The following is a 26,268-nucleotide window of genomic DNA, read 5'->3' on the forward strand; positions in this document are numbered from 1 at the left end:
CCCCCGCCGCCGTGTGAAGAGTGGGATCCCCATCATTGCCTACCGTCGAGTAACACGCGAGGGGTTCGCGCGCTTCCTATGATCACCGGAGATCACCACAGATCGTCGGAGACACCAGGGTGCACCCGGGCGAACGACGACCACGATCGGTCGCGGAGGTCCGGCCCTGTCGGTCCGGCCCTCCGCGACCGGCGACCCAGGGGAGGCTCGACCAGCATGGCGGACCAGCGCGTGTACCTCGTGACCGGCGGCGGAACCGGCATCGGCGCCGCGACCGCCCGGCTGCTGACGGCGGCGGGGCACCGGGTGGCGGTCTCCGGGCGCCGGCCGGAGCCCCTGCACCTGGTCGCCGCCGAGACCGGCGCGCTCGCCGTCCCCTCGGACATCGGCGAGCCCGACGCCGTACGCGCCCTCGTCGACGCGACGCTCGACGCGTACGGGCGGCTGGACGGCCTCGTCCTCAACGCGGGGATCGGCCGCGGCGGCGGGGTGGGCGAGGTGAGCCTGGAGGACTGGGACGAGGTCATGCGGACCAACCTCACCGGCCCCTTCCACCTGTTGCGCGCCGCGCTTCCGCACCTCCTCGACGCCCGGGGCGCCGTCGTCGCGGTCGCCTCGGTCTCCGCGTTGCGCAACGGCGTCGGCAGCGCCGCCTACGCCACCTCCAAGGCCGCGCTGCTCCAGCTGTGCCGCTCGCTCGCCGTCGACTACGGCGGCGCGGGACTGCGCGCCAACACCGTGTGCCCGAGCTGGGTGCGCACCGACATGGCGGACCGGCGGATGAACCGCTTCGCCGAGGAGGCCGGCCTCGGGGAGGACGGCCTCGACGCGGCGTACGACGAGGTCACCCGGGCCCTGCCGGCCGGACGGCCCGGCGAGCCGCGCGAGGTGGCCGAGGCGATCGCCTGGCTCCTCTCCCCCGCAGCCTCCTTCGTCAACGGGGCGGTCCTCACCGTCGACGGCGGCGCGACCACCCTGGACCCGGGCACGCTGGGCTTCGCGTTCCACATGGAGCCGCGCGCCCCGCGGGCCTGACGGCCCCGGGCTCCGGGCGACGGCCGGCGCACTACGCCGCGGTGCGCCGCTCGTCCGCGTTCGCCCGCTGGTGCCACAGGCAGGAGACGACCACGACCAGCGGCCACAGCGACTGCATGAAGGTCACCAGGCGTTCGGCGATGCCCGCGGCACCGCGGGCATCGGCCTCGAAGACGAACCAGAGCGCCGCGAAACCCATCGAGCCCGTCGCCGCGAGAGCCGGACCGCGCCGCAGCGCCCAGGGCGCGGGGCGACGGGCGCCCCGGCCCGTGGCCAGGACCGGCCACAGGGCGAGCAGCGCGAAGCCCGTCGCGGCGATGGAGCCGTGCCGCAGCGAGCCGCCGCTGCTGGGGGTGGGAAACAGCGCCACGACCAGGGCCGTCAGCCCTCCGGCGGCGAGCGCGGCGCGGCCCACGGGGGCGGCGGCGCGCAGCCCCCAGGCGGTGCCGAGATGGCACACGCCCAGGGCGAGCAGCGCGCCGGTCATCACCCAGAACCCGGCGGCGCCGTAGGCCGCCAGGACGCTGATCGTCTGTCGGACGGCGTCGTAGGACGGCCCCTGGAGCGCGGCCGCGGTCGTCCAGCCGCCGACCAGCACCACGGGGGCGCAGCCCGACGGCACGAGGGCCCACAGCGGAACGGGTCGCATCGGATCACCGTAGGCGGGTGATCGCCGGTCGGCGACGCAGCACGCCGGGCCCGCCCGACGCGGGCCGGGGAATGGGACCGCCGTCGCCCGGGACGGCATCACCGGGCCGGCGAACGGGCGGCCGCCGGCCGGGACGGCATCACCGGGCCGGGGAACGGGGCCGCCAACGGCCCGGACGGCATCACCGCGGGCCGGGGAACGGGCGCCCCCGCCGGGGCGGCATCACCGCGGGCCGGGGAACGGGGCCGCCACCGGACGCGAAAGCCTCGCCCTCGGCCGGGAACGCCTCCCGGGCCGGGAGCCGGCGCACCGCCGGACGCGAACGCCTCCGCCGCGGGCCGCGGAACGGGACCGGCACCCGCGCTCACCGCGCGCCGAAGACCTGCGTCCAGTAGGGGCCGCCGGACGTGTGGATGCCGATGCCGATCTCGCGGAAGTCGCAGTTGAGGATGTTCGCCCGGTGGCCGGGGCTGTTCATCCAGGAGTCCATCACCTCGGCCGGTGTGCGCTGGCCCTTCGCGATGTTCTCGCCGTACGTCGACCAGCGGTACCCGGCGGCGGTGACGCGCTCGCCGGGGCCGTCGCCGTCCGGGTTGGTGTGGTCGAAGAAGTCACGGGCGGCCATGTCGTCGGAGTGGCCCTGCGCGGCGCGGGTCAGCAGGGAGTTCTCGGTCAGCGGCCCGCAGCCGGCGCGCGCCCGCTCGGCGTTGACCAGGTCGACGACCTCGCGGGAGTCGGAGGTGTCGCCGGAGCCGCTGGAAGAGGCGGTGGGCTTCGGGCGGGGCGCGGGGGTCGTGGTGCGCGGCGGGGACGGCTTCTTCGTCGTCGGGGTGGGCGTCGGCCTGGGCGGGGTCGGCCGGGCGGAGCGGCTCGCGGTGGGGGTCGGCGAGGCGGAGGGCGAGGTCGTGGTGGTCTGCGGCTGCGTGTCCACGGCGTACGTGTCGGGGGCCGCGGCCTGCGTCACGTCGACCGCGTCCGGGTCACCGCCCTCGGGGCCGGTGAGGAAGTGGAAGGTCCCGCCGGCGACGGCCACCATCGCGAGGCCCGCGGCGGCCACGGCCCGGCGGCGTCCCCGCTTGCGCTGCTCCTCCTTGCGGCGGGCGCCCCGGGTGCCGCCCGTGGCGGCCTGCCCGCCCGGCCTGGCGGCGTGCCGGGCCCGCGCGGAGCCGGGCCGGGGTCCGGCCGCGCGGGGCGCGGTCGCGGCGGCGAGCTGCGGCGCGAGTCCCGCGCTCTCGCGGACGCGACCGAGCAGCAGCGCCGCCGGGGGGACGAGGAGCAGTCCGACGAGCAGCCCCTCGGCGGGCACCAGGCCCTGCCACAGGCCGCCGCAGTGCGGGCAGCCGTGGGCGTGCCGGGCTATGCGCTTGCGCCACAGCGCGGAGGGCCGGCCGTCCCAGGTGCCGAGCCCGGAGGCGAGCGTGGGGCACAGGGGCCGGGCGGACAGCGCGCGGACGACCACGCGGGAGGTCTCCAGGCGCTCCTTCATGCGCTGCACCCGCACCGCGGTGTGCTCGGGCGACAGTTCCAGCGCGGCCGCGACCTCGTGGCGGGTCAGCTCGCCGGCGCACTCCAGCCACCACAGGGACAGCAGGGCGGCGTCCTCGGGCTCCATCCAGCGGGTCGCCTCGGCCGTCTCGCGCCGCTGGCCGGACAGCTGCAGCCGGGCGACGGTGAGGTCGACGAAGTCGGCGCCGGGCTGGGCGAGGTCGCGGGCGTCGTCGAGGGCACCGGTGGTCCGGCCGGCCTGCTGCCGGTGCCAGTGGGTGCGGAGGGTGTTCATGGCGATGGCGACGAGCCAGGACCGGAAGCTGTCCGGGGAACGCAGTCCGCCGAGCCCGTCGAGCGCCCGCAGCATGGTCTCCTGGACGACGTCGTCCACGTCGTGGTGCCCGTTCATCGCCCGGCCCACGATGTTGTAGACGAGCGGCAGCCAGGAGGCGACGAGCCGGTCCTGCGCCTCCGCGTCGCCGCTCTGCGCGGCCCTGACGAGCTCGGTGCCGTTCGGTACTGCCATCCCCTGCGTCATGCTGTTCGTCCTGCCTGTTGCCGATGCCCAACACCTGGGAGATCGGGGGGTGGGCGCACGATAACGGAAATCTCCGAAGAGGTTTTCGAGAACTCCGTCGGACGTTCGGACGGGGCGCGCCGCCGGCTTGCCTTCGCGTGCACTCCGACGCCTGGCGTGGGGCCGTCGACGAGCCGAGGGCAAGGGGGCTTCCCTGCGGTACGTCTGCAGTACGTCGAACCGGGCCGGACCGGGGAGCGGCTCACCACCCCGCGGGCGATCCCGCTGACCGGCCCGCGGAGGTGGGAGCGGTACGAGGCAGCCGTGCCGGCCACGCCCGTGGAGTCCGTGCGCACGCACCCGTGGTGCCCACGGGCATGCCTGTGACGTCCGTGGGCACGCCGTACGCGCCCGTGGTGCCGGGCGTGCTCAGGACCGCGCGGGGTGCCCGCCCGCCAGTCGGCGCACGTGGGCGGTGAAGGCGTCCAGGAGGTGCCGGGCGGTGGAGTCGGTGAGAGCGGAGGTGCGGTACTGGAGGACTCCCTGGACGCCGTCGGGGTCGAACTCGACGATCAGGGCCACCTCGAACTTGGCCTGCGGATGGTGGACGCGCACCCGCCGGCAGTCCAGGCCCGGCAGGTCCAGGGGGTGCGGGCCGTCCATGCTCAGGTAGATCTGCGGGAAGTACCGGGGGCGCGGCCGCGCCTCGCGCAGCAGATGACCGGCGACGGCTCCGAAGGGGACGTCCTGGTCGGCGAGCGCCGTCGTCAGCTCACGGCCGCTCGTGCGGAGCAGCTCGCGGTCCGGGCGCCCCGGGCGCCCGTCGGCACGCAGCAGGATGGTGTTCACGAAGCAGCCGACGACGTTCTCGGAACCCGGCGTCCAACGACCCGCCGCGACGCACCCGAGGAGGAACTCCTCCAGGCCGAGCACCTCCCCCACCGCCCGCTGGTAGGCGCCGGTCAGGAGCATCGGCACGGTGACCCGGGCCGCGGTCGCGGCGCGGGCCAGGCCCGGCACCACGCCCGCGTCCTCGGTGAGGACGAGCCGCCGGGACCGCCCCGGGCCGTCCTCCAGGGCGGGCAGGGCCCGCACCGGCAGCGCGCCGACCCGCTCGGCGACGGCGCGGGCACGGGCGGTCGTGTCCGCCGGCGCGGGCGGGGTCACCGGCGCGGGCGCCCCGGTGGGGGCCGCGCCGGACCGAAGGGCCTCCAGGGTGCGCAGGAACACCCGCAGCGACGCGCCGTCCGCGACCAGGTGGTGCCAGACCAGGAGCAGCACGCGCCGCCCCGGCGCGACCGAGAGCAGCAGACAGCGGCTCATCGGCCCACCGGCCAGGGACGGCCCGGTGAGCGACTCGCGCTCCACCGTGCCGTCCAGCTCGTCCGCGCCGACCGTCCACCGCTCCACCGGGACCGCGTGGGCGCCGAACACCATCTCCGGGACCCGGTCCCGTACCCGTACCGCCGCGGTGAACGCCGGGTGGGCGGCGATCGCCTGCTCCACGGTGGCGGCGAAGGCGTCCTCCTCGAGGGGGCCGAGGATCTCGTAGCACGCGTGCTCGATGTAGAGGGTGGGCTCTGCGGACACCTGTTCGTGCATCCAGATGGCCAGTTGGGCCGGGCTCAGCGGCGCGGTCCGCCGCTCCGTCGCCTCGGGCCGCACCTCAGGCCACCGGGCGGCTCGGGTCGGCCGCGAGCGCCGCGAGGGCGTCACGGTGCATCGCCCAGACCCGTTCGAGGCCGGCCTCGTCCCACTGGCCGGTGTCGCCGGTGACGTCGATCCGGAGGTCGTCGTCCACCGCGTCGAGCACCACGTCCACGACGAGGGGGTAGCTCGTCTTGTCCCACATGCGGGTGCCGTCGACCCTGATCCGTCCGCCCGCCCCGCCGCGGTCGCCCGGACCGTGCGGTCCGCCCGTGCCGCCGTCGGACAGGCCGGCCCACAGATGGAAGTGGGCGAAGTTCAGGATGACGTCGAAGAGCGGGCCGCCCGCCTGGTCGCGGATCTCCTGGAGGGGGAACCGCCGGTGTTCGAGGGCGCCGCGTTCGGCGTCGAAGGCCTGCCGGGTCAGGTCCTCCCAGGTCGCTCCGGTCAGCCGGGCGGAGACCGGGAGGATGTTGAGGAACAGGCCCACCAGCCGGTCGGCCCCCGCGGCCTCGGGACGGCCGTTGACCGGCAGGCCCGCCACGGGCCGCTCGGTGTCGCCGAGTTCGCCGACCACCGCGAGATGGGCGGCCACCACCAGGCTCTTCAACGGCACCCTGAGACGGGCCGAGACCGCGGTGAGCGCTTCGCGGAGCCCGGTCGGCACCGACCGCGCGATCCGCAGACGCCCGGCGCTCGGCGCGACGCCGGGCCGGGCCAGCAGGGTCGGCCGGAGGTCAGCGGTACGGGCGCGCCAGAACGCGCGGGTCTCCGCGGACTCCCGCGCTCGCTCCTCCAGACGGACGAACTCCTCGTACCTCAGGGCCGGCCGGCGCGGCGCCGGGTCCTCGCCGGCGAGGACCCGGGCGTAGGCGTCCATCAGGTCGGTCAGGAAGACGGTGTCGCTCCAGCCGTCCATGATCGCGTGGTGGAAGCCGTAGACCAGCCAGAAGCAGTCCTCGTCACGGGCGGCGGCGTACACGCGCATCAGCGGGGCCCGCTCCACGTCGAAGGGCCGCCCGGCCTCGGCGGCGAGCCGCTCCAGTTCGCGTTCGAACGTCTCCTCGTCCAGGCCCCGCAGGTCCACCGCCGTCAGCGGCAGGGCCGGGGCGCTCTCCACCACCTGGTGGGGTCCGCCCTCCGCGCCGATGTCGAAGCGGGTGCGCAGCACCTCGTGGGTGCGGGCCGTCCGGTCGAGGGCGGTACGCAGAGCCGCCTCGTCGAGCCGGGCGCCGACGCGGTGGGCCATGACGTCGTGGTACAGCGACTGGTCCGCGCTCGCCACCGCCTCGAAGATCAGGCCGAGCTGGAGCCGGGTGGCGGGGTAGGACGCCTCGGCCCCCTCGGGGAGCGCGGCCGGCCCACCGCTCGACGGTGCGTCGCCCGGGTGCTCCGCCTGGGGCACGGGCTCCTCGGCCCCGTCGACGGGCACGGGCTCCGTGTCGGGCGGGCACACCTCGCGCAGCACGGGATTGTGGAACATGGCGCCCAGGGACACCGTCACGCCGAGTTCCTCGGCGTCGGCGACGGCGCGGATGGCGAGCATGGAGTCGCCGCCGAGCGCGAAGAAGTCGTCGTCGGGGCCGACCCGGGGCACGCCGAGGACCTTCGCCCAGACCTCGGCCAGGATCGCCTGGTTGCGGCCGGCGGGCACCTCACCGCCCCGCTCGGCCTGGGCGTCGGACGAGGCCGACGAGTCCGGCGCGTCCGACGAGGCCGGCGTGTCCAGCCTGTCCAGCGTGTCCGGAGCGTCCAGCCTGTCCGGCGCGTCCCGCGTGTCCGGCGCGTCCTGTGCCTGCAGCGCGTCCGGCGTGTCCCGTGCACCCGCACCCGCCGGGTCCGGCACGGGCTTCCGACCGGTCAGGGCGCGGCGGTCCAGCTTCCCCGAAGGGCCGAGCCCCAGCTCCGCGGTGAACACCACGCGGGACGGCACGAGATGGGCCGGCAGGCGTTCGCCGAGCGCGGCCCGGAGACGGGCCGGGTCCCGGCCCGCGTCCTCGTCGGCGACGACGTACGCGACGAGCTGCTTGCCGCCGTCGGCGTGCTCCTCGGCGACGACGGCGGCCTCGCGCACGTCGGGCAGCCCGAGCAGCGCCAGCTCGACCTCCTTCGGCTCGATGCGGAAGCCGCGCACCTTCACCTGGTCGTCGGTGCGCCCCAGGTACTCGACGGCGCCGTCGAGGCGCAGCCTGCCGAGGTCGCCCGTGCGGTACATGCGGGCGCCGGGCGCATCGCCCCAGGGATCGGGCAGGAAGGCGGCCGCGGTCGCGCCGGGCCGACCGGCGTAGCCGCGGGTCACGCCGCTGCCCGCGACGAAGAGCTGGCCCTGCTCGCCGTCCGGCACCGGCCGCAGCTCCTCGTCCAGGACGTACACGCGCACGCCGGCCAGCGGGCGTCCGATCGGCAGCCGGTCCCCGGACGCGTCGTCCGGGGTGACGGAGCGGGCGGTGGCGAAGGTGGTGGTCTCGGTCGGCCCGTAGCCGTTGACCAGGACGGCGCGGCGGTCCTGCCCGGCGGCATGGCGCAGGAACTCCCCGGCCCGGGAGGGCGAGAGCACGTCACCGCCGACGACGACCTGGCCGACGCCGTCGAAGACCTCGACCTTGCCCCGTACGAGCTCGTGGAAGAGGGCCGGGGTGAGGAACAGGGTGCTGACGCCGTGCTCACGCACGACCTCCGGCAGGGCCTCGACGGCCTGGTAGGTCGTACCCGGAAGGACGAGGGCCGAGCCGTGCAGGAGCGCGCCCCAGATCTCGAAGGCCGAGGCGTCGAAGGAGGTCGGTGACAGCTGCAGGAACGTCTCCTGCGGGCCGAAGCGGACGTAGTCCTGCCCCTGGACGAGCCCGAGGGCGTTGGCGTGGGTGACGACCACGCCCTTCGGCCGCCCGGTGGAGCCGGAGGTGTAGATGACATACGCGGCGGCGTCCGCCGGTACGGCCACGGGCGCGAGCGGCTCCTCCTCGGCGTCGGTCGCGCCCGCGACCGGCACCACCGGTACGTCGCCGGGCGGTGCGGTCCCCGGCTCCGTCACGACCGCCACGGCGCCGGAGTCGCGCAGCATGAAGTCGATGCGCTCACGGGGGTACTCCGGGGCCACGGGCACGAACGCGGCCCCCGCCTTGAGCACTCCGAGCATCGCGACGATCAGTTCGACCGAGCGCTCCAGGTGGACCGCCACCCGGTCCTCCGGCCGGATGCCCAGGCGGGTGAGCCGGACGGCGAGGGCGTCGGCGCGCCGCCGCAGCTCCGCGTAGCCGATCCGGTCCGGGCCGGCGATCAGGGCGGTGCGCTCGGGCGAGCGGGTCACCACGGCGTCGAACACACCGTGCAGGGAGAGGTCTGGCATGACGTACGTGCCCTTCCTTGAGGCCCGAGCGGTGGCCGGGCGGCCGAGTCGTGACGGGTGGGGCGCCAGGTCGTGTCTTTCGGATCAGGCCGGATCAGGCCGATCAGGGGGCGTCAGACGCGCGTGCCGGACACCACGGGCCCGGCCTGATCCGAAAGACGCGGCCTGGCCGCGGGGGGCGCCGGGGCGCAGGACGACCGGGAGGTGGGCCGGTCCGGAGACGAAGGCCGAGTAGACCGGGCTCGGCGGGCCCGCCGGCTCGATCTCCGTGACCGACTCGCGCAACGCGTCGAGCAGAGCGCCGAGTTCGATACGGGCCAGATGGGCGCCGAGGCAGAAGTGCGGGCCGTGCGCGAAGGTGACGTGGCGGTTGGGGGTGCGGCCCGGGTCGAAGGTGTCGGGCGCGGTGAACACCCGCTCGTCGCGGTTGGCCGAGCCCAGCCAGACGCTGACCACGTCACCGGCGGCGACGGTGTGCCCGTGCAGGTCGACGTCGCGCGTGGCCGTACGGCCGGCGTGGAGCAGCGGCGAGGTCCAGCGCAGGATCTCCTCCACCGCGCCTTCGGTCCCGACCTCGCCGTCCCGCAGCCGGCGCCACTGCTCGGGGCGCTGGGCGAGGGCGTGGACACCGCCGACCATGGAGAGGCGGGTGGTCTCGTCGCCGCCGAGGATCAGGCTGTAGCAGTTGAGGACGAGTTCGTCCTCGCTGAGCCGGCGTGCCCCGACCTCGGCGCGGGCGAGCAGCGAGATGGCGTCGAGCGCGGGGCCGCCGCCCCGTCTGCGGGCCAGCTTCGCGAAGAACATGAGGATCTCGGCCTGGGCGAGGCGCGCCTCCAGCGTGGCGGGCACCGGCTCGTGGGAGCCGAGCGCGACGCTGGTCTGCCGGAGGATGAAGGCCCGGTCCCGCTCCGGTACGCCGAGCAGGTCGCAGATGGCGGAGAGCGGGATGTGGGCGGCGATGTCGTCGGCCATGTCGACCGGCTCGCCGGCCGCGCCGCGTGCGGCGGCCTCCCGCACCACGCGGCGGGCGGTGGCGCGGATCCGCTCGCCGATCTCGGCGAGCGCGCGGGGCGTGAAGGCCTTGCGCATCTCGGCCCGCAGCTCGGTGTGCCACGGTGCGTCGCTGACGACGAGCATGCGGTTGCCCGCCGAGTCGCCGTCGGCGAGCAGCGTGGTGAGCATGTTGCCGCGCGCGGAGGAGAATCCGGCCGTGTCGCGCAGGACGGCGACCGCGTCCGCGTGCCGGCTCACCACCCAGAAGCCGCGTTCCGCGCCGGCCGGGGCCGGGTGCCAGGCGAGCGGCGCCTCCGTGCGGAGCCGGGCGAAGACCGGCCCGAGTTCCTGTGCGGCGTGGCGGCGCGGGTCGGTGAGGTCGACGCCGTCGAGGGCGGCGGCCGGGAGGACGGTGGGGGTGCTCATGAGCGGCCTATCGCTTCCCTGACGCTGCGCGGGCGGATGTCGGGCCAGTGCGCGTCGACCCAGCGCTCGCAGGCCTCGGCGTCCCCCGCGTACCCGGCCTCGTGCCAGCCGTCGGGGGCGGTGAAGTGGGCGGGCACGATGGCGTGCTGCTCCTCGTCGTTCACGAGTACGCGGTGCGAGGCTGTCGGTGTCATCGGGCGTCTCCGCTGTCGTCGTGGGGGTACGGGGCGGCCGGGACCGGGTGGCGCCGGCGGGTGTCGGTGAGCGCCCGGTCGAAGTGTCCGCGCAGGCCGGTGCCGCCCGCCTGCTGGAAGAAGTGGCCGCCCGGGACGAGTTCGAGGGCGAAGTCGCCGGCGGCGGTCCTGGACCAGGCGGACACGTCGTCGGGTCCGGCGAGCGGGTCCTCGGTGCCCCCGACGGCGAGGACCGGGCAGTGGACCGTACGCGCGTAGCCGGCGGCCAGGTGGTCGTGACCGAGCCGCAGGTCGGCCCGGATCACCGGCAGGAACAGTTCGGCGAACCGCGGGTCGGCCAGCGCCTCGGGCACGGTGCCGTCCAGGCCGAGCGCCTCGATCAGATCGGGGTCGGAGCGCCGGTGCAGGGGCACCTCGCCGGGGCGGGCGGTGCCGTCGGCGGTGCGGGAGGCGGCGGCCACCAGCAGCCGGGGCGCGACGCCCCGCTCCTCCAGCCGCACGGCGGCGGCGTGGGCGAGGTGCGCGCCGAGGCTGTGGCCGAGCAGCAGTGGCCGCTCGCCGGGCGCGAACTCCATGAAAGCGTCGCCGAGTTCGGTGGCGAGCTCGGTGAGGGAGGCCGGCATGGGGGTGCGCTGACGGCGGCCCCGGAGCGGGTACTGGGCCACCAGGGGGCGCCATCCGGGACCGAGTTCGGCGATCCACTCGCGCATGGAGTGGATGTTGCCGCCGGCGAACGGGAAGAGCAGCGCGTACGGTCCGGCCGGCGTGCCGGGCGCGGCCGGCGTCAGGTCGTACCAGCCTCCGGGCAGCTCTCTCATCCGTCCACCTCCGTGCCGGACTCCCGCCGCTCCTGCTCCTGCTCCCGCCGCTCCTGGGCCGCGGCCATGCCGGTGACCGGGCGCCAGGCGAGGGCCACGAGCAGCAGCAGGCTCGCACCCGCGAGCAGGAAGGGGGTCCGTACGCCGAACCGGTCGGCGACGAAGCCCGCGAGCAGCGCGCCGAGCGGGGCCGTGCCGGTGCCGAAGAGGCGGTAGACGCCGTTCACACGGCCGAGGACCTCGGGCGGGACGGCCGTCTGGCGGAAGGAGACGGTCAGGGTCTGGTAGATGACGGCGCCGAAGGTCATCAGCAGGAACGCCGCCCCGGCGAGCACGGGTGTCGCGGTGACCCCGAGCAGGAACGCGGAGGCTCCGGTCAGGACGAGTCCGGCGAGCGCCGCCGGGAAGAGCCCGAACCGGGTGCGGGCGCGGGCCGCGAGGGTGCCGCCCAGCACGCCGCCGAGGGCACCGGCGGCCAGGAAGAAGCCGTAGGCGCCCGGGCGCAGGCCGAGCCGGTCGAGCACGTACAGGACCAGGACGGCGCTCATGCCGGCGACGAAGAAGTTGATGGTGCCGAGCATTCCGGCAAGGGTGAGCAGCAGCCGCTCGCCGCGCAGATAGCGGTAGCCGTCCTTGATCATGGCGCCCCAGCCCGGGGTCGCACCGGGGGCGGCGGTGCGCGGGATGGCCGCCGGACGGACCGCGAGCAGCAGCAGGACGCCGCCGAGGAAGCTGGCGGCGTCGAGCACGAAGGGCAGGGCCATGCCGACGGCGAAGAGCAGACCGCCGACGGGCTGGCCCACGGAGTCCCGGCAGACCAGTTGGGCGGCGTGCTGCCGCCCGTACGCGGCGGTCATGCGGTCCTTGCGGACCACCTGGGGCAGGAAGGACTGGGCGGTGACGACGAAGAACACCTCGCACACGCCGAGCAGCAGGGCGACCGCGCAGATCAGCACCAGGCCGACGAGGTCGGCGAGGACGGCGAGGCCGAGCAGGCCGATGAGCACGAAGCGGAACAGGTCGACGGTGACGAGCAGCCGCTTGCGGTTCCACCGGTCGGCGGCGATGCCGGCGAGCGGGGAGGCGAGCAGCGGCAGCGTGCCCGCGACCGTGACCAGGGAGAGGAGCTGCGGGTCGGTGGTGTACGAGACGGCGAGCAGCGGCAGGGCGGTGAGGCGCATGCCGTCGCCGAGCGCGGACACCGCGGAGGACGCCCAGAGCCGGCGGTAGTCGCCCCAGCCCTGGGGTCCGAAGGCCGGGTCCGTGCCGGTGCGTACCCGGGTGTCGTCTCCGGGTGCCGGTGCGCTCACGCGTCCTCCTCGGCGTCGGGGCCGAGCCGGACGGCCCGGACGGTGACGGCCCGCTCGGGCGACTGCCGGTCCGGGGCCGCGTGCAGGCGCTGGACGCCGTCCTCGGCGGGCGGCAGCTCCTCGGTCGCCTCGGCGGGCGCGTCCTCGAAGCCGGCGAAGCGGTAGGCGATCTCCATCACCCGGTTGCGGTCCGTGGGCCGGAAGTCGGCGACGACGCCGGTGCCGTTGCGGGCCGCCTGGTCGAGGAGGTTGCGCAGGATGAGCGAGCCCGCGCCGAAGGACACGACCCGGCAGGAGGTGGCGAGCAGTTTGAGGTGCCATCGGGGGGTGTCGGTGCGCAGCAGGACGACGCCGACGGCGCCGTGCGAGCCGAAGCGGTCCTTCATGGTGACGGCGAGGACCTCGTGGCCCGGTTCGGCGATGAAACGGACGAGGTCGTCGTGCGCGTAGTGGACGCCGGTGGCGTTCATCTGGCTGGTGCGCAGGGTCAGTTCGGACAGGCGGTGCAGGTCGTCCTCGGTGGCCCGGGCGATGCTCATCTCGATCTCCAGGGACCGGAGGAACTCCTCGTCGGGCCCGTCGAACGCCTCCCGTGCCCGGTCCCTCGCCATCCCGGCCTGGTACATGCGGCGCCGCCCGGCCGCGTCGGCGGTGACGACGTCGGGGGTGAACTCGGGCCGTTCGCCGAGACGTTCGAGGTCCTCGGGCGTGTAGACCCGCACCTCGGGGAGGCGGGCGGCCATCTCGGCCCGCTCGTGCTCCGTGTCGTCGACGAAGGCGAGGGCCCCGGTGGCGAAGCCGAGCCGTTCGGCGATGTCCTTCACGGCGTCCGGCTTTCGGCCCCAGCCGATCCGGGCGCACACGAAGTACTCGGCCACGCCCAGGCGTTCGAGGTGCGGCCAGGCCTGGTCGTGGTCGTTTCGGCTGGCGACGGCGTGCAGGATGCCCCGTCGGTCCAGTGCGTCGAGCAGATCGCGCACGCCGGGGCGCAGCACGGGCAGGTCACCCTCCAGGACGGTGCCCTGCCACAGGGTCCCGTCGAGGTCCCAGACGAGGCACTTCACCGGCGGTGCGGCGGCGGCCGTCGCCCCGCGGTCCTTGTCCGCCGTGTCGGTCACCGTCACGGTCACACCTCCCACAGAGTCGCGGCCCACGCGGCCACGGGGCTGTTGTTGAGCACCAGGACGAGTCCGCCCGGGGCGACTTCGCCCTTGGTAAGCAGGTCCCGGAGGTTGAGCACGACGTCCATGGCGCCGAGGTGCCCGTAGCGGGCCAGGTTGTCGCGGCACACGCCGTGGACGGGGAGGCCGAGCAGCGCCTCGTAGAAGTCGAAGGCGGAGGCGGTGACGTTCTGCATGAGGACGGTGGCGACGGCGGTGCGCGGCACACCGGCGTCGGCGAGCACCTCGTCGACCAGGCGGCCGAGGCGTTCCCGGCTGTGCAGGGCGAGTTCGAAGCGGTAGCGGTCGGGTGAGGCGCACTCCTCGCGCCACTCGTACCAGGGGGCCTGCTTGTAGTCGACCTGGAAGAGGTCGTGGAAGGTGCCGTCCGTCTCGGCGCGGTGGGCCCGCAGTACGGGGCGGCCGCCGCGCTCGACCGTGAGGGCGAACGCGCCGTCGCCGGTGACCGTCACCGGGGGCCGGATGCGGTCGACGCCCGTGGGCCGGCTGGCGTGGGTGACGAGCACCTGACGGCGGGCCGGGTCGGCGCGGAGCAGGTCGGCGGCGAGCCCCCAGGCGGCGCTGGAGCCGGTGCAGCCGAGGCCGTCGAGGGTGAAGGCGAAGGCCCCCGGGAGGCCGGCGGCGGCCTGGGCGTGGCAGGCGTCGGAGCCGAGCAGCACGTCGGGCGAGCGGGCCCCCACGTGCAGCAGGACGTCGGGGCGGGCACCGTGGGCGGTGACGAACTCGGTCGTGGCGCGGGCGGCGAGCACGCCCGCGCTCTCCTCGATGACGCCGACCGTGTCGATGCCGCAGGCGGTGAGGAAGTCCCGTCCGGCGGCGTCCAGTTCGGGCGCCTCGGGCAGGTCGTCGGGGGTGACGAAGCGCTCGGGCAGCACGCAGTGGATGCGGCCGAGGCCGATCGGCACGTCGACGGCGGTCATGCGTACACCCCCATGGCCTGTTCGGCCAGTTGCAGCTGGCAGATCTCGTTGCTGCCCTCGATGATCTCCATGAGCTTGGCGTCGCGGAGGGCGCGGGCGACCGGGTGCCCGTCCCGCGCCCCGGCCGAGGCGAGCACCTGGGCTGCGGCCGAGGCGGCCGAGGCGGCGGCGGTCGCGCCGACGTGCTTGGCGACGAGCGCCGCGTCGAACATCTCGGGCACCCCCTCGCTCCAGCTGCGCGAGGCGTGCTCGCAGAGCCGCAGCAGGGACTGTTCGGCGGCGCGCGTCTCGCCGAGGTGCCGGGCCACCAGCTGGTGCCGGTACAGCGGCTGTCCGAACTGTTCGCGGACCCGGGCGTGCCGTACGGCCTCACGCAGGCAGGAGCGGATCATGCCGAGGCAGCCCCAGGCGATCGACAGCCGTCCGGCGGCGAGCACCGACTGGCCGACGAAGCTCAGGGGAGCTCCGGCGCCCGGCAGCAGGTGGGACCGGTCGAGCACGACCCCGTCGAAGCGGAGGTCGGCGTGGCCGGCGGCCCGGCAGCCACTGGGGTCGGGCCGGCGCGTGACGGTGAGCCCGGGGGTGTCCGTCGGGACGAGGACCATGGCGGTGCCGTCGCCGTGGCGGCCGAAGACGAGGACGAGGTCGGCGTAGGTGCCGCCGGTCGTCCAGACCTTGGCGCCGTCGACGCGCACGGTGGCGCCCTGGTCGACGACGGTGGTGCGCATCGCGCCGAGGTCGCTGCCGGCGCCGGCCTCGCTGAACGCGACGGCGGCGGTGGCACCCGTGGCGAGCCGCGGCAGGAAGCGCTCCCGCTGCTCGGCGTCGCCCCACCGGGTCAGCGCCCAGGCGACCATGGCCTGGGAGGTCATGAGGGAGCGGACGGAGGCGCACAGGGTGCCCGCGTGCGCGGTCAGCCGGCCGTGGGCGAGCGGGTCGAGGCCGAGGCCGCCCCACTTCCCGGGCACTTCGGCGCACAGCACACCGGCCGCGGCCAGGGCCCGTACGACCTCGTCCGGAATGGCTCCGGCCCGGTCCCAGGCGTCGGCGTGCGGGGCCACGAGACGGGTCAGCAGCTCCTCGGGGCTCTCGTCCGCCGGCGCGGCGCCGGTGGTCACGGTTCCTGCCTGAGGGTGGTGACGAGTGCGGCGACGGCGGAGGCCGAGCGGAAGTTGTCCAGCTTCAGCAGGGAGCCGGTGACGCTCACCCCGTAGGTCTGCTCCACATGGGTCACCAGGTGCATGGCGAAGAGGGAGGTGACCGCTCCGGTGGCGAACAGGTCGTCCGCCGCGCCCAGTTCGAGCCCGGTGCGCTCCTTGACGAAGCCGAGGACCTCGGTCTCGATCCGCGTGGTGGTGTCGGCGCTCATGCGATCCCCGTTCCGTATGCGTGGAAGCCCGATCCGGTCTTGCGTCCGAACCGGCCCTGTTCGACCTTCTCCAGGAGGAGCCGGCACGGGCGGTACCCGTCGTCTCCGGTGCGCTCGTGCAGGACGTGGAGGGTGTCCACGACGTTGTCCAGACCGATGAGGTCCCCGGTCGCGAGCGGTCCGGTGCGATGGCCGAGGCAGCTCGTGAAGAGCGCGTCGACCTCCTCGGGTGTGGCCAGGCCCTCCTGGACGATGGCGGCGGCCTCGTTGATCATGCGCTGGAGGACGCGGTTGACGACGAACCCGGGCCCGTCGCCGACCACGACCGGCTTGCGGCCGAGGGCGGTCAGCAGGTCGAGCGCCCGTTCCAGGACCCCGGGTGCGGTGCGGGGTCCGCGCACCACCTCCACGCCCTCGATGAGGTAGGGCGGGTTCATGAAGTGGGCGCCGAGCACGTCGGCGGGCCGGACGGCGGCCGTGGCCAGCTCGTCCACGGGGATGGCCGAGGTGTTGGTGAGCAGCGGGGTGCCCGGGGCGACGGCGGCCGACACCGCGGCGAGCACCTCGGCCTTGGTCCCCGGCCGTTCGACGACGCACTCCACGACCGCGTCCGCGCCGGCCGCGGCCTTCGGGTCGGCTTCGACCACGAGGAGTTCGTCGACGGGCGCCCCGTCGGGCAGCTTGCCCAGCATCTGCGCCATGCGCAGGTTCTGCCGCACCACGCCCGCGGCGCGGTCCCTGGCCCCGGCGCTGTCGTCCACGAGCACGACCCCGAGGCCGTGGCCCACGGCCAGGGTGGCCAGGCCCGTGCCCATGGTGCCCGCGCCGATCACCGCAAGCTTCCGCTCGCTCATCGTCCCTCTCCCTTCAGCTCGGTCAGCCTGGCGCCGATCGTCGGCCGGTACTCCGGCCGGTCTGCGAGATGACGCAGGCTCCGGGCCAGCGCCTGTGGTGTCACGGCGGCGGTCCGGCCCTCGGCGGCCAGCCAGTCCCGCCACCCGGCGGCCTCGACGGTGACGTGCGCGTCCTCGCCCTGAGTGCCGTGGGAGGTGCCGTGGTCCGCCGTCTCCTCGGTACGGATCAGGGCCACGGCCGCGAGGGTCTCGTCGGCGCTGTCCAGGGCGAGTCCGGCCACGGCCGCGTGCCACTCCCGTACGGGCGCCTCCGTCGTGGTCAGGCCCTCGGCGGCGAGCCCGCCGATCAGGGTCCGCAGCGTCATCGGTTCGGCGTCCACGAGGTGGTAGGCGCGGCCGAGGCTGTCGGGGCGGCGCGCCAGGGACACGACGGCGCGGGCCACGGCGTCCACGGGGGCCAGGAACAGGGGCCGGTCGTCGGCGGGGCGCAGGCCGGTGGCCAGGCTGCCGGCGAGCATCCGCCAGGTCATGTCCTTCGGGTTGCACGCCCCGGTCTCCGAGTCGCCGAGGACGAGCCCGGGCCGGAAGACGCGGACCCGCATGCCGTCCCGCTCGGCCCGCTCGACGAGCCGCTCGCAGACCCACTTGCTCGCGCCGTAGCCGCCGGACTCCGCCGACAGCGGCTGGCCGCGCTCCTCCTTGACGGTGCGGCGCGGTGCGCCGGTCGGGGTGGCGGCGGCCAGGCTGGAGACGTACGTGAGGTCGGGGACGCCGTTCGCGCGCATCCAGCGCAGCAGTTCGGCGGTGGCGAGGACGTTGGCCTCGCGCAGCGAGCGGTAGGGCTCGGTGAACACGACCCGGGCGGCGCAATGCACGACGCGGCCGACGCGTGCGGCGGCGTCGGGCACGCGGTCGAGGACGGCGGCTCCCCCGGTGAGGTCGCCGACGACGACCCGCACGCGGTCCGGGTCGGGCTCGGGCAGCGCGTAGGCGGCGGCCGTCGCGCGCAGCCGCCGCCAGGCGTCCGCCTCGTCGCGGGCCCGGACCAGGCAGTAGACGGGACCCTCGTCCGTCGCGCACAGCTCGCGCAGCAGGAAGGCGCCGATGAAGCCGGTGGCGCCGGTGAGCAGCACGGCGTCGCCGGGGCGCTGCGGCAGGGCGTCGCCGAGCGGCAGTTCCAGGTCGGCGTCGATGAGGGCGCCGTCGCCGTCGAGGTCCTCGCCACCCGTGCCCTGTCCGGACAACTGACTGCGGACGGCCTCGGCGACCCGGCGGACGGTGGCGCGGGTGCCGCCGACCCGGTGCAGGTTGAGCCGGACGTCATGGCGCCGGCCGATCTCCAGGGCCATGCGGGTGGCGAGCAGCGAGGTGCCGCCGAGCGTGTCGAACTCGTCGGCCACGCCCACCGGGGCGATGCCGAACAACTCCTCCCACAGTGCGACGAGTTCTGCCTCCAGGGCGTCGGAGGCGGGCACCGGGGCGCCCAGCCGGCCCGGCCTGGGGTCCGCGGCCACGCCCGGGCCCCGATCCGTCCGTGGCGCGCTCGTGTCCCCGGGGCGGCCGCGCAGGACGTCGCCGAGCCGGTCGAGGGCCCAGAGCCGGCGCCGCTCGAAGGCGTAGGTGGGCAGCGGCACCCGGCGGGCGCCGGGGGCGGCGACGGCGGCCCAGTCGACGTCGACGCCCTCGACCCAGGCGGCGGTGAGCGCCGCGTCGACGGCTTCGGCCCCGTCCTCCCCGTCACCGGTCACGTGCCGGCCGGGGCCGGCCGTTCCGGGTCCGACGACCACCAGGTAGGTGTCGGCGGGCACCGTGTCCGGCACCTCGGGAGCCGTGCGCGTGCCCGGGCCGAGGGCCGTGAGCAGCTCCTCGGTCACGGCCGCGGCCCGGGGCGTCGGCGCGGTGGTGACGACGAGCGCGGTCAGCGGGCGGGCCAGCACGGTACGGGCCCGGGGCGGCCGCGGCAGCCGCAGGGCGGCGGCCAGTTGCCCGGGGGCGGCGGCGACGACCCGGCGGTGCGCGAAGTGCCGGCGCCCGACCCGCAGGGTGTGGGCGATGTCGGTGACCTCGTGCGCTCCCTCGTCGAGGGTGTCGGCGAGCTGCCGGCACAGCGTGTCGAGCGCGGTGCGGCTCCGGGCCGACACCGTGAGGCGGACGAGCCCGGGGGCGGTGTCGGGCCGTGCGGTGCCGGGCCGCGCCGGGGCGGGGGCGCGCAGCACGACGGCCGCGTTGGTGCCGCCCTGCCCCATCGAGTGGACCAGGACCCTGCGCTCCGGATCCTCGCTGGTCCGCGGTTCGGTGTCGATCCGCAGGGAGCTTCCGGCCAGGACCCCGGGGTCCCGGGGGCCGGTGAACTGCGGGTGCGGGGGCAGCTGTCCGGTGTGTGCGACGTGCACCGCCTTGACGAGCCCCGCGATGCCCGCGGCCGCCCCGCAGTGCCCGACGTTGGTCTTGACGGAGCCGAGCCCGGCGAAGCCGGTACGTCCGCTCGGGCTGCGCAGCGCCTCGGCCAGGCCGAGGAGTTCCACGTGGTCGCCGAGGGGCGTGCCCGAGCCGTGCGCCTCGACGTAGGCGAGCCGGTCCGGGTCGGTGCCTGCCGCGTCGAGGGCGGCCCTGACCACGTCGGCGACGCCACGCGGGCTCGGCGCGGTGAACCCGGGCCGGTCCGCGCCGTCGTTGTCGACGGCGCTGCCCTCGACGACCGCCCAGATGTGGTCGCCGTCGGCGAGGGCGTCCTGCAGCCGTCGCAGCACGACCACGCCGACGCCCGCGCCCGTGGCCGTACCGCTCGACTTGGCGTCGAAGGAGCGGCAGTAGCCGTCCTCGGAGGCGATGCCACCGGGCTCGTGGCGATAGCCGGCCTCGGGAACCGCGCCTCCGCTGCCGCCGGCGAGCGCGATGTCGCAGTCGCCGGCGAGCAGCGCGTTCACGGCCTGGTGCACGGCCGTGAGGGAGGAGGAGCAGGCCGTCTGGACGGCGACGGCGGGCCCGCGCAGGCCGAGCCGGTGGGCGACCCGGGCGGGCATGAAGTCGAAGAGGCTGCCGCGGCGGATGTCGCCGTCGGCGACGGCGACGAAGCCGTGCTCGCGCACCTTGGCCAGATAGAGGGCCATGGCGTACGTGCTGAAGCTGGCGCCCGCGTACACGCCGACGAGCGGACCGTCGTCGCGCGGCGGGTGTCCGGCGTGCTCCAGGGCCTCCCAGCACACCTCCAGGAAGATCCGCTGGTGCGGGTCGATCAGCTCGGCCTCGGCCGGGGAGATCCCGAAGAAGCCGGCGTCGAAGTCGGTGAGACCGGGCAGCCGGACACCCACGCGTACGTAGTCGGGTGCGTCGTGGACCGACGGGTCCACGGCGGCCTCGCGCAGCTCGTCGTCGGTGAACTCGCGCAGGGACACGTGCCCTTCGGCCAGGTTGTGCCAGAACTCCGCCGGGCCCCGCGCGTCGGGGAACCGGGCGCCCACACCGACGATCGCGATGTCGGTCTCGCTGGTCATTCGCTCGCCTTCCGGTTGCTGGTGCGCTGCGGTGTGGTCCGCCGGCGCCGTGCGGCAAGTCGGCTCCGGTCGCCTCCCCCGCCGCCAGGGGTCGCCTGGGCGGGGACGGTCGCCGGAGGGGTGGACGGTCCTCGGAGCAGGGCGGCCTGTGACCGCACGGTGGCGTGCCGGAACAGGTCGCCGACCTCCAGCGGCCGGGCGGTCAGGGCCCGCAGCCGCTCCAGCAGCCGGATGAGCAGCAGGGAACTGCCGCCGGCTTCGAAGAACGCCTGGTCCAGGGGGACTTCGGGGACGCGGAGCAGGTCCTGCCAGGCCTGCCGGACCTGCTCGACGAGGCTGCCTCCCGCGCCCGCCGAACCCGCTTCGGGCACCGTCCGGGGAGCCGGGCCGGCGCCGAGCAGGGCGCGCAGGGCAGCCCGGTCGGCCTTGCCGGTACGGGCGACCGGGATGCGGTCCAGGGCGAGCAGCTGGTCGGGGACGAGCTGGGCGGGCAGGAGCGCGCCCAGCCGCTCGCGGACGGCGGCCCGGTCGGTGAGGGTCGAGTCGAGGACGACGAAGGCGGCCAGCTCCCCGTCCTGGCCGAGGACCTCGGCCTGCCGGACGCCCGGAAGCCCGAGCAGTGCGTGGCGCAGCTCGCCGGGCTCGACGCGGAAGCCGCGCACCTTGACCTGGTCGTCGGCCCGCCCGCGCAGGTGGATCCGGCCGTCGGCGTCGGCGAAGGCCAGGTCGCCCGTGCGGTAGCGGCGTTCGCCGGACGGGTCGGTGCGGAAGGCCTCGCGGGTCGTGTCCGGCCGGTTGAGATAGCCGGCGGTGACCTGCGGTCCGCCGATCCACAGGATGCCGGTGGCGCCGGCCGGCACGGGGCGGTGCTCCTCGTCGAGGATCACGGCGGTGACCCCGGGCAGCGGCCGCCCGACGGGCGGCGCCTCGTACTCGTCGGGGCCGATGCGGTGGGTGAGGACGCCGACCGTGGTCTCCGTGGGCCCGTAGTGGTTGAGGACGAGGGTGTCCGGGTCGCGCAGCGCGGCCAGTTCCCTGGCCAGCGAGGCGGGGACGGCCTCGCCACCGAGCACGATCGCGCGAAGCCCGGCGATCGCGTCCCGCAGCGGGGTGCGCAGCAGGGCACCGAGATGCGAGGGGGTGAACTTGACGACCTCCACGCGGTGTTCTCGCAGGAGCCGGGCGAGCGCGGCGCCGTCGAGCGCCTGCCGCTGGTCGGCGATCACGACGCCGCCGCCGGTGGCGAGGGCCCCGTGCAGGACGGTGACCGCGAAGTCGGTGTCCATGGGAGTCGCCAACAGGGTGCGCCGGCAGGCGAGTTCGGGGTGGGCGGCGTGCAGCCCGGACAGGTACGCGGCGAGATTGCCGTGGGTGACCCGCACCCCCTTCGGCCGTCCGGTGGTCCCGGAGGTGTACAGCACGTAGGCGAGATCGTCGGGGGTGACCTGGACGGGCTCGGTCCCGGCGTCCGCTCCGCCGGGGCCGTCTGCCGGGACGAGCGGCACGCCGGCCCCGCAGGCGCCCAGGGCGAGGGCGCCCGTCCCGTCGACGACGGCGGCCCGGGCAGCCGTGTCCTCGATCAGGAAGGCGAGCCGCGAGGCGGGCTGGTCCACCGCGACGGGGCAGTACGCGGCGCCCGCGCGCAGCACGCCGAGCCAGGCAGCCAGGGCCAGCGGGCCCCGGGAGACCACCACGGGCACCACGTCGCCGGCGCCGATGCCGCGCGCCCGCAGCCGGGCGGCGATCGACCAGGCCCAGGCGTCGAGCGTCCCCCGGGGCACGCGCACGCCCTGGTGGACCACGGCCGTGTCCTCGGGCGGTCCGGGCAGCGGGCCGGTGACGAGGGAGAGCGGCGCGTGCGGGGCACGGCCGGTCACGGCGACCGCGTCGCCGTGCCACAGCGGCCCGTCGGCGGCGCGCTCCAGCTCCGTCAGGCAGTCCCGCAGGTCGTCGGCGACACCGCGCACCGTGGCGGCGTCGAACAGGGCCGAGGCGTAGTCGAGTGCGAGGAGCGGACCGTCCGGCCGGTCCTGGAGGTCGAGGGTCAGTTCGTACTTGGTGTGCCGGTGCCCGGACGGCAGCCAGGAGCAGCTCAGGCCGGGGCCGAGCGCCGGCGCGGCGGGCTCGCCCTCGCCGACGCTGATCTGCACCGGAGTCAGCGGCGGGCGGCTCAGGTCCCGGCCCGGGTGCAGCGCGGAGGCCAGGGCGTCGAAGGGTACGTCGGCGTCCCGGAAGGCCGCGAGGGACGCGGCGCGCACCCGTCGCAGCAGCTCCCGCCAGGATCCGGCGCCACGGGTGTCGACCCGTACGACGACGGTGTTGACCAGCATGGACACCTGGTCGGCGGCAGCGCTGTCACGGCCGCCCCACGGTGTGGAGAAGAGGAAGTCCCGCTGCCCGGACCGCCGGCCGAGGGCGACCGCCAGCACGGTGGCCGCCACCATGAAGGGGGTGACCCCCTCCGACCGGGCGAGCTCCCGCAGCAGGCCGGGCCGGACTCCGTCGAGCGGCACGGGACACGTGGCCCCCGCGGTGTCCTGGACGGGACCGCGCGGCCGGTCGTGAGGAAGGAGGACGTCGACGGGCGCGCCGCGCAGGCGTTCGGTCGCGGTCCGCACGGCCTCCGGGGTGTCCGCGGCGGCGGGGTGGGTGTGCGGGGCCGGAGCCGGCAGCCCGGGCGCCGAGCCCTTTACCCGGGCCCGGTAGACCGCGCCCAGCTCCGTCGTGAGGACGCGCAGCGACTGGGCGTCCACCGCGATGTGATGGGCGCACAGCACGACCACGGCCCCGTCGTCGGTGCCGATGACCTCCGCCCGTACCGGTGCTTCCGCTCCCAGGTCGAACGGGGTGCGGCACAGTTCCTCCGTCCGCTCGCGCACCCGCCGCGCGGCCTCGGGCCCGGCGGCCGTCAGGTCGAGGCGGGTGACCACGGGGCCGGGCCGCCCGGTCGTGTAGGTGACCTCGCCCCCCTCGGCGTCGAGGGTGAAGCGGGCCCGGAGCAGCGGGTGGCGGTCGAGGACGTGCTGGAGCGCGTCGGCGAGCAGCCCCCGGTCGAGGCCGGGGCCGCGCACGGCGAGGACGCAGGGCACGAGGTAGGCGGTGCGCAGTTGGGGCACCTGGTTGAGGAACCACAGCCGGCGTTGTACGGGGTTGGCGGGCTGCGGCCCGCCCCCGGCGGCCACCGCGACGGACCGGGCCGACCCGGCCGGCGCCGTGAGCAGGCGGGCGAGGCCGGCCGGCGTGGGGTCGGCGAGGAAGTCGCGCAGGGGCAGTTCCGCGCCCCGATCGCGGGACGCGGCGGTGACCAGGCGCGCGGCGCCCATCGACGCCCCTCCGAGCATGAAGAAGTCGGCGTCGGGGGCGAGTCCGGGGCGGGGCGGCGGCTCGGGCAGGTGCTCCAGGAACAGGGCGGCCGCCCGTTCGAGACCTTCCTCCCGTACGCCTGCCGGCTCGTCGCCGCCCGGAAGCGGCCGCCGCGCCGTGTCGGGGAGTTCCCCCAGGGCCCTCAGGTCGACCTTGCCGTTGGTGTTGAGGGGCAGGGCCTCCACCAGCCACAGAGCGGAAGGCAGGACGGCCGCCGGCAGCCAGCGGCGCAGTTCCGCGAGGACGTCGGCGCGTGCGGGCGGGGTGCCCGGCTCCGCTTCGAGGTAGCCGACCAGCCGGTCCGGGCCCTCCAGGACCACGGCCGCGGCGCGCACGCCGGGACATCGTTCCAGCAGGGTGCGGATCTCGCCGGTCTCGACGCGGTTGCCGCGGATCTTCACCTGGTGGTCGTCGCGGCCGAGGTACACGAGTTCGCCGTCGGCCCGCCGCAGGCCGCGGTCACCGGTGCGGTACATGCGTGCGCCGGGGACGTCCGCCCACGGGTCGGGCAGGAAGCGGGCGGCGCTCAGGGCGGGGCGGCCGAGGTAGCCGGTGCCGACGCCCGCGCCGGCGATGAAGAGCTCGCCGGGCGCGCCGTCCGGCACCGGTTCGAGGTCGGCGTCGAGGACGTACACCCGGGTGCCGGGCAGCGGCACGCCGATCCCCGGCTCGCCCGGTGCCTCGGGGTCGACGAGGCCGGTGGTGGTCGTGGCGGGGACCTCGGCGACGCCCCAGACGTTGTGCACGGCGCAGCCGAGCCGGTCGCGGAACTCCGCGGCGAGCTCCCGGGTGAGCAGCTCGCCGCCGCAGGAGACGGAGCGGAGCCGGGTCGCGGTGCCCGGCGCCAGGCCCGCGACGGCCGCCTTCAGTGCGCTGGGCGTCATGGTGGCAAGGTCGACGTCGGCCAGGTCCGGGCCCAGCAGCGCGGGATCGCGGCGCTGGGCGTCGGTGGCGAGGGTCAGCCGCGCCGCGGTGATCAGGGCGGTACCGATCACCATCGTCGCCGCGTCGAAGGCGACCGAGACGCTGCACAGCAGGGAGTCGGCCGGGGTGAGCTGGTCGAACCAGGCCCAGCGCAGGGCGCTGTGCAGCAGCGCGTCGTGGTCGACCAGCACGCCCTTGGGGCGGCCGGTGCTGCCGGAGGTGTAGAGGACGCAGCCCGCGTCCGCTCCGGTGAGGGCCGTGTCGAAGGGCTCGGCCGCGATGCCGCGCAGGCGGTCGACGTCGATCGGTGTGACGTCCGCGCCGAGGCCGCGTGCCGTCACGAGGCCGCCCGCGTCGACGAGGACGGTGCGTGCGGCGCTGTCCTCACCGAGGAAGGCGACACGGCCGGCGGGCAGGTCGATGTCGACGGGCAGGTAGGCCGCCCCGGCGCGCAGGACGCCGAGCCAGGCGGCCACGAGACCGGCGCTGCGGGTGGTGACGACGGGCACGATGTCGCCCCGTCCGAGGCCCTCGGCGCGCAGCCGGGCGGCCACCGACCAGGCCCAGGCGTCGATCTCCGACCAGGAGGTGAGGGCGCCCCCGCAGCGGACGCCGGAGGATTCCGGCGCGGCGGCGAGCCGTTCGGCCACCAGGCCGAGGAAGCTGACGTCGCTCATCCCCGGCCGCCGTCCGCCCGCGGCTCGCCGCCGCCGTCGGCCCGGTCCCGGGCGTCGCCACCGCCGTCGGTCCGGTTCGGAGTGCGGCCGCCGTCGGTCCGGTTCGGAGTGCCGCCGCCATCGGTGCGGTACGGAGTGCCGCCGCCGTCGGTCCGGTTCGGAGTGCCGCCGCCGTCGGTCCGGGGGCCGCTGCCCCCGTCTCCGCCGGACCGCGGGTCCCGGGCGCCGGTGAACAGCTCACGGGTGGCCGTCACGGACGCCCGCACCAGGTCGTAGGCCCGGTCGGGTTCGTTGAAGGGACCGACCTCGACGGCGAGGAGCGCGTCGCGGCCCCGGACGTCGGCGACGAGTTCGCCCGCGAAGGCGGCCAGGTCGGCGACGCCCGTACCAGGCGCCAGATGCTCGTGGAACTTGCCGTTGGAGTCCGAGAAGTCGATGCTGTCGACGCGTCCGGCCAGCTGACCCAGCTCGCTCGCCGGGGTGCCGCGGACGACCATGTGGGAGGTGTCCACGTTGGCGAGCAGCGCCGGCGAACCGACGTCGGCGAGCATCCGGGCGAGACTGTGGGGGTCGTTGACGAAGGAGTTCTCCAGCGGTTCGAGCTCGATGCTGAGCACGGTGCCGCGGCGCTCGGCGTAGGCGCACAACTCCCGCAGGGTGTCCACCTCCAGCCGCCACTGCAGGGCGTTGGGCCACATGCCGCGCCAGACCCATTCGCCGAGCAGCACCTTCATGCGTCGGGCGCCGAGCTCGACGGTGAGGTCGAGCTGCCGCTTGGCCCACTCCAGGTTGAACTCCCGTACGGCGTCGCGCGGGTCGCTCAGGCCGAAGGCGTGGCAGCCGGTGATGAGGATGGGCGTGCCGGCCTTCTCCGCGTCCTCGCGCAGCTGCCGGCGCCGCTCCTCGGGCATGCCGTGGGCCTCTTCGGTGACGCTGATCCACTCGGCCCCGGCCTCGGCGGCGGCCCGCCAGGCGTCGCCGCCTTTCCAACGGCTGCCGCTGAACGCCTGGTTGGCGAGCAGGCCGATGCTGGGCGTCCAGGTCACGTCGGTGTCCGTCATCG

17 protein-coding genes are annotated in these 26,268 nt (G+C 75.7%); 1 reads left to right on the plus strand and 16 read right to left on the minus strand.

Annotated elements, in window-relative coordinates:
- Window positions 1-216 precede the first annotated feature (216 nt).
- Window positions 217-1,035: an SDR family NAD(P)-dependent oxidoreductase gene (locus tag ACIRQF_RS11170; RefSeq protein WP_404091005.1), complete on the plus strand. Its 819-nt coding sequence runs from the start codon at window positions 217-219 to the stop codon at window positions 1,033-1,035.
- Window positions 1,036-1,066: 31 nt separating this feature from the next.
- On the opposite strand, the gene ACIRQF_RS11175 is transcribed toward ACIRQF_RS11170, so the two are convergent.
- From ACIRQF_RS11175 to ACIRQF_RS11250, 16 genes are all read right to left on the minus strand, one after another.
- A complete protein-coding gene (locus ACIRQF_RS11175) occupies window positions 1,067-1,684 on the minus strand; it encodes a DUF998 domain-containing protein (protein WP_404091008.1) in 618 nt (205 codons plus the stop codon).
- A gap of 364 nt (window positions 1,685-2,048) precedes the next feature.
- Window positions 2,049-3,698 carry a sigma-70 family RNA polymerase sigma factor gene (locus ACIRQF_RS11180; protein WP_404091011.1) on the minus strand — a complete coding sequence of 550 codons (1,650 nt, stop codon included), beginning with the start codon at window positions 3,696-3,698 and terminating at the stop codon, window positions 2,049-2,051.
- A 420-nt stretch (window positions 3,699-4,118) separates the two neighbouring features.
- On the minus strand, window positions 4,119-5,354 hold the full coding sequence (locus ACIRQF_RS11185; protein ID WP_404091014.1) for a condensation domain-containing protein: 1,236 nt from the start codon (window positions 5,352-5,354) through the stop codon (window positions 4,119-4,121).
- A 1-nt stretch (window position 5,355) separates the two neighbouring features.
- Window positions 5,356-8,682, minus strand: coding sequence for an amino acid adenylation domain-containing protein (locus ACIRQF_RS11190; protein WP_404091017.1), 3,327 nt, complete (start codon window positions 8,680-8,682; stop codon window positions 5,356-5,358).
- An 84-nt stretch (window positions 8,683-8,766) separates the two neighbouring features.
- Window positions 8,767-10,101, minus strand: a complete 1,335-nt coding sequence (locus ACIRQF_RS11195; RefSeq protein WP_404091020.1) for a cytochrome P450 — start codon at window positions 10,099-10,101, stop codon at window positions 8,767-8,769.
- Window positions 10,098-10,295, minus strand: a complete 198-nt coding sequence (locus ACIRQF_RS11200) for an MbtH family NRPS accessory protein (protein ID WP_376636447.1) — start codon at window positions 10,293-10,295, stop codon at window positions 10,098-10,100. Before ACIRQF_RS11200 ends, ACIRQF_RS11195 begins: the two co-directional genes overlap by 4 nt.
- Window positions 10,292-11,113 (minus strand): thioesterase II family protein, encoded by an 822-nt coding sequence (locus ACIRQF_RS11205; RefSeq protein ID WP_404091024.1) that lies wholly within the window; start codon window positions 11,111-11,113, stop codon window positions 10,292-10,294. Before ACIRQF_RS11205 ends, ACIRQF_RS11200 begins: the two co-directional genes overlap by 4 nt.
- Window positions 11,110-12,423, minus strand: coding sequence for an MFS transporter (locus tag ACIRQF_RS11210; protein WP_404091027.1), 1,314 nt, complete (start codon window positions 12,421-12,423; stop codon window positions 11,110-11,112). Before ACIRQF_RS11210 ends, ACIRQF_RS11205 begins: the two co-directional genes overlap by 4 nt.
- The gene (locus ACIRQF_RS11215; RefSeq protein ID WP_404091030.1) at window positions 12,420-13,547 is read right to left on the minus strand and encodes an HAD-IIIC family phosphatase; all 1,128 of its coding nucleotides are present in this window, start codon (window positions 13,545-13,547) and stop codon (window positions 12,420-12,422) included. The genes ACIRQF_RS11210 and ACIRQF_RS11215 overlap by 4 nt, the downstream gene beginning before the upstream one ends.
- Window positions 13,548-13,549: 2 nt before the next feature.
- Window positions 13,550-14,524: a 3-oxoacyl-[acyl-carrier-protein] synthase III C-terminal domain-containing protein gene (locus ACIRQF_RS11220; protein ID WP_404091032.1), complete on the minus strand. Its 975-nt coding sequence runs from the start codon at window positions 14,522-14,524 to the stop codon at window positions 13,550-13,552.
- The gene (locus ACIRQF_RS11225) at window positions 14,521-15,642 is read right to left on the minus strand and encodes an acyl-CoA dehydrogenase family protein (protein WP_382480114.1); all 1,122 of its coding nucleotides are present in this window, start codon (window positions 15,640-15,642) and stop codon (window positions 14,521-14,523) included. The genes ACIRQF_RS11220 and ACIRQF_RS11225 overlap by 4 nt, the downstream gene beginning before the upstream one ends.
- Window positions 15,639-15,893, minus strand: a complete 255-nt coding sequence (locus ACIRQF_RS11230; RefSeq protein ID WP_382480111.1) for an acyl carrier protein — start codon at window positions 15,891-15,893, stop codon at window positions 15,639-15,641. The genes ACIRQF_RS11225 and ACIRQF_RS11230 overlap by 4 nt, the downstream gene beginning before the upstream one ends.
- Window positions 15,890-16,747, minus strand: coding sequence for a 3-hydroxyacyl-CoA dehydrogenase family protein (locus ACIRQF_RS11235; RefSeq protein WP_382480109.1), 858 nt, complete (start codon window positions 16,745-16,747; stop codon window positions 15,890-15,892). The genes ACIRQF_RS11230 and ACIRQF_RS11235 overlap by 4 nt, the downstream gene beginning before the upstream one ends.
- Complete coding sequence (locus tag ACIRQF_RS11240; protein WP_404091037.1) at window positions 16,744-20,241, minus strand: thioester reductase domain-containing protein; 3,498 nt, start codon at window positions 20,239-20,241, stop codon at window positions 16,744-16,746. Before ACIRQF_RS11240 ends, ACIRQF_RS11235 begins: the two co-directional genes overlap by 4 nt.
- Window positions 20,238-25,205 (minus strand): amino acid adenylation domain-containing protein, encoded by a 4,968-nt coding sequence (locus tag ACIRQF_RS11245; protein ID WP_404091040.1) that lies wholly within the window; start codon window positions 25,203-25,205, stop codon window positions 20,238-20,240. The genes ACIRQF_RS11240 and ACIRQF_RS11245 overlap by 4 nt, the downstream gene beginning before the upstream one ends.
- On the minus strand, window positions 25,202-26,266 hold the full coding sequence (locus ACIRQF_RS11250) for a sugar phosphate isomerase/epimerase family protein (RefSeq protein ID WP_404091043.1): 1,065 nt from the start codon (window positions 26,264-26,266) through the stop codon (window positions 25,202-25,204). Before ACIRQF_RS11250 ends, ACIRQF_RS11245 begins: the two co-directional genes overlap by 4 nt.
- Between the last annotated feature and the right edge of the window lie 2 nt (window positions 26,267-26,268).

The organism is Streptomyces sp. NPDC101191 (assembly GCF_044767915.1).
In the GTDB taxonomy this organism is placed as follows: Bacteria; Actinomycetota; Actinomycetes; order Streptomycetales; family Streptomycetaceae; genus Streptomyces.

What these genes read in the sequence shown, in the direction of transcription:
- ACIRQF_RS11240 (WP_404091037.1), bottom strand. Translation starts at nt 20,241, where the DNA reads ATGACCAGCGAGACCGACATCGCGATCGTCGGTGTGGGCGCCCGGTTC.
- ACIRQF_RS11170 (WP_404091005.1), top strand. Translation starts at nt 217, where the DNA reads ATGGCGGACCAGCGCGTGTACCTCGTGACCGGCGGCGGAACCGGCATC.
- ACIRQF_RS11205 (WP_404091024.1), bottom strand. Translation starts at nt 11,113, where the DNA reads ATGAGAGAGCTGCCCGGAGGCTGGTACGACCTGACGCCGGCCGCGCCC.
- ACIRQF_RS11245 (WP_404091040.1), bottom strand. Translation starts at nt 25,205, where the DNA reads ATGAGCGACGTCAGCTTCCTCGGCCTGGTGGCCGAACGGCTCGCCGCC.
- ACIRQF_RS11230 (WP_382480111.1), bottom strand. Translation starts at nt 15,893, where the DNA reads ATGAGCGCCGACACCACCACGCGGATCGAGACCGAGGTCCTCGGCTTC.
- ACIRQF_RS11175 (WP_404091008.1), bottom strand. Translation starts at nt 1,684, where the DNA reads ATGCGACCCGTTCCGCTGTGGGCCCTCGTGCCGTCGGGCTGCGCCCCC.
- ACIRQF_RS11235 (WP_382480109.1), bottom strand. Translation starts at nt 16,747, where the DNA reads ATGAGCGAGCGGAAGCTTGCGGTGATCGGCGCGGGCACCATGGGCACG.
- ACIRQF_RS11190 (WP_404091017.1), bottom strand. Translation starts at nt 8,682, where the DNA reads ATGCCAGACCTCTCCCTGCACGGTGTGTTCGACGCCGTGGTGACCCGC.
- ACIRQF_RS11180 (WP_404091011.1), bottom strand. Translation starts at nt 3,698, where the DNA reads ATGGCAGTACCGAACGGCACCGAGCTCGTCAGGGCCGCGCAGAGCGGC.
- ACIRQF_RS11220 (WP_404091032.1), bottom strand. Translation starts at nt 14,524, where the DNA reads ATGACCGCCGTCGACGTGCCGATCGGCCTCGGCCGCATCCACTGCGTG.
- ACIRQF_RS11250 (WP_404091043.1), bottom strand. Translation starts at nt 26,266, where the DNA reads ATGACGGACACCGACGTGACCTGGACGCCCAGCATCGGCCTGCTCGCC.
- ACIRQF_RS11195 (WP_404091020.1), bottom strand. Translation starts at nt 10,101, where the DNA reads ATGAGCACCCCCACCGTCCTCCCGGCCGCCGCCCTCGACGGCGTCGAC.
- ACIRQF_RS11200 (WP_376636447.1), bottom strand. Translation starts at nt 10,295, where the DNA reads ATGACACCGACAGCCTCGCACCGCGTACTCGTGAACGACGAGGAGCAG.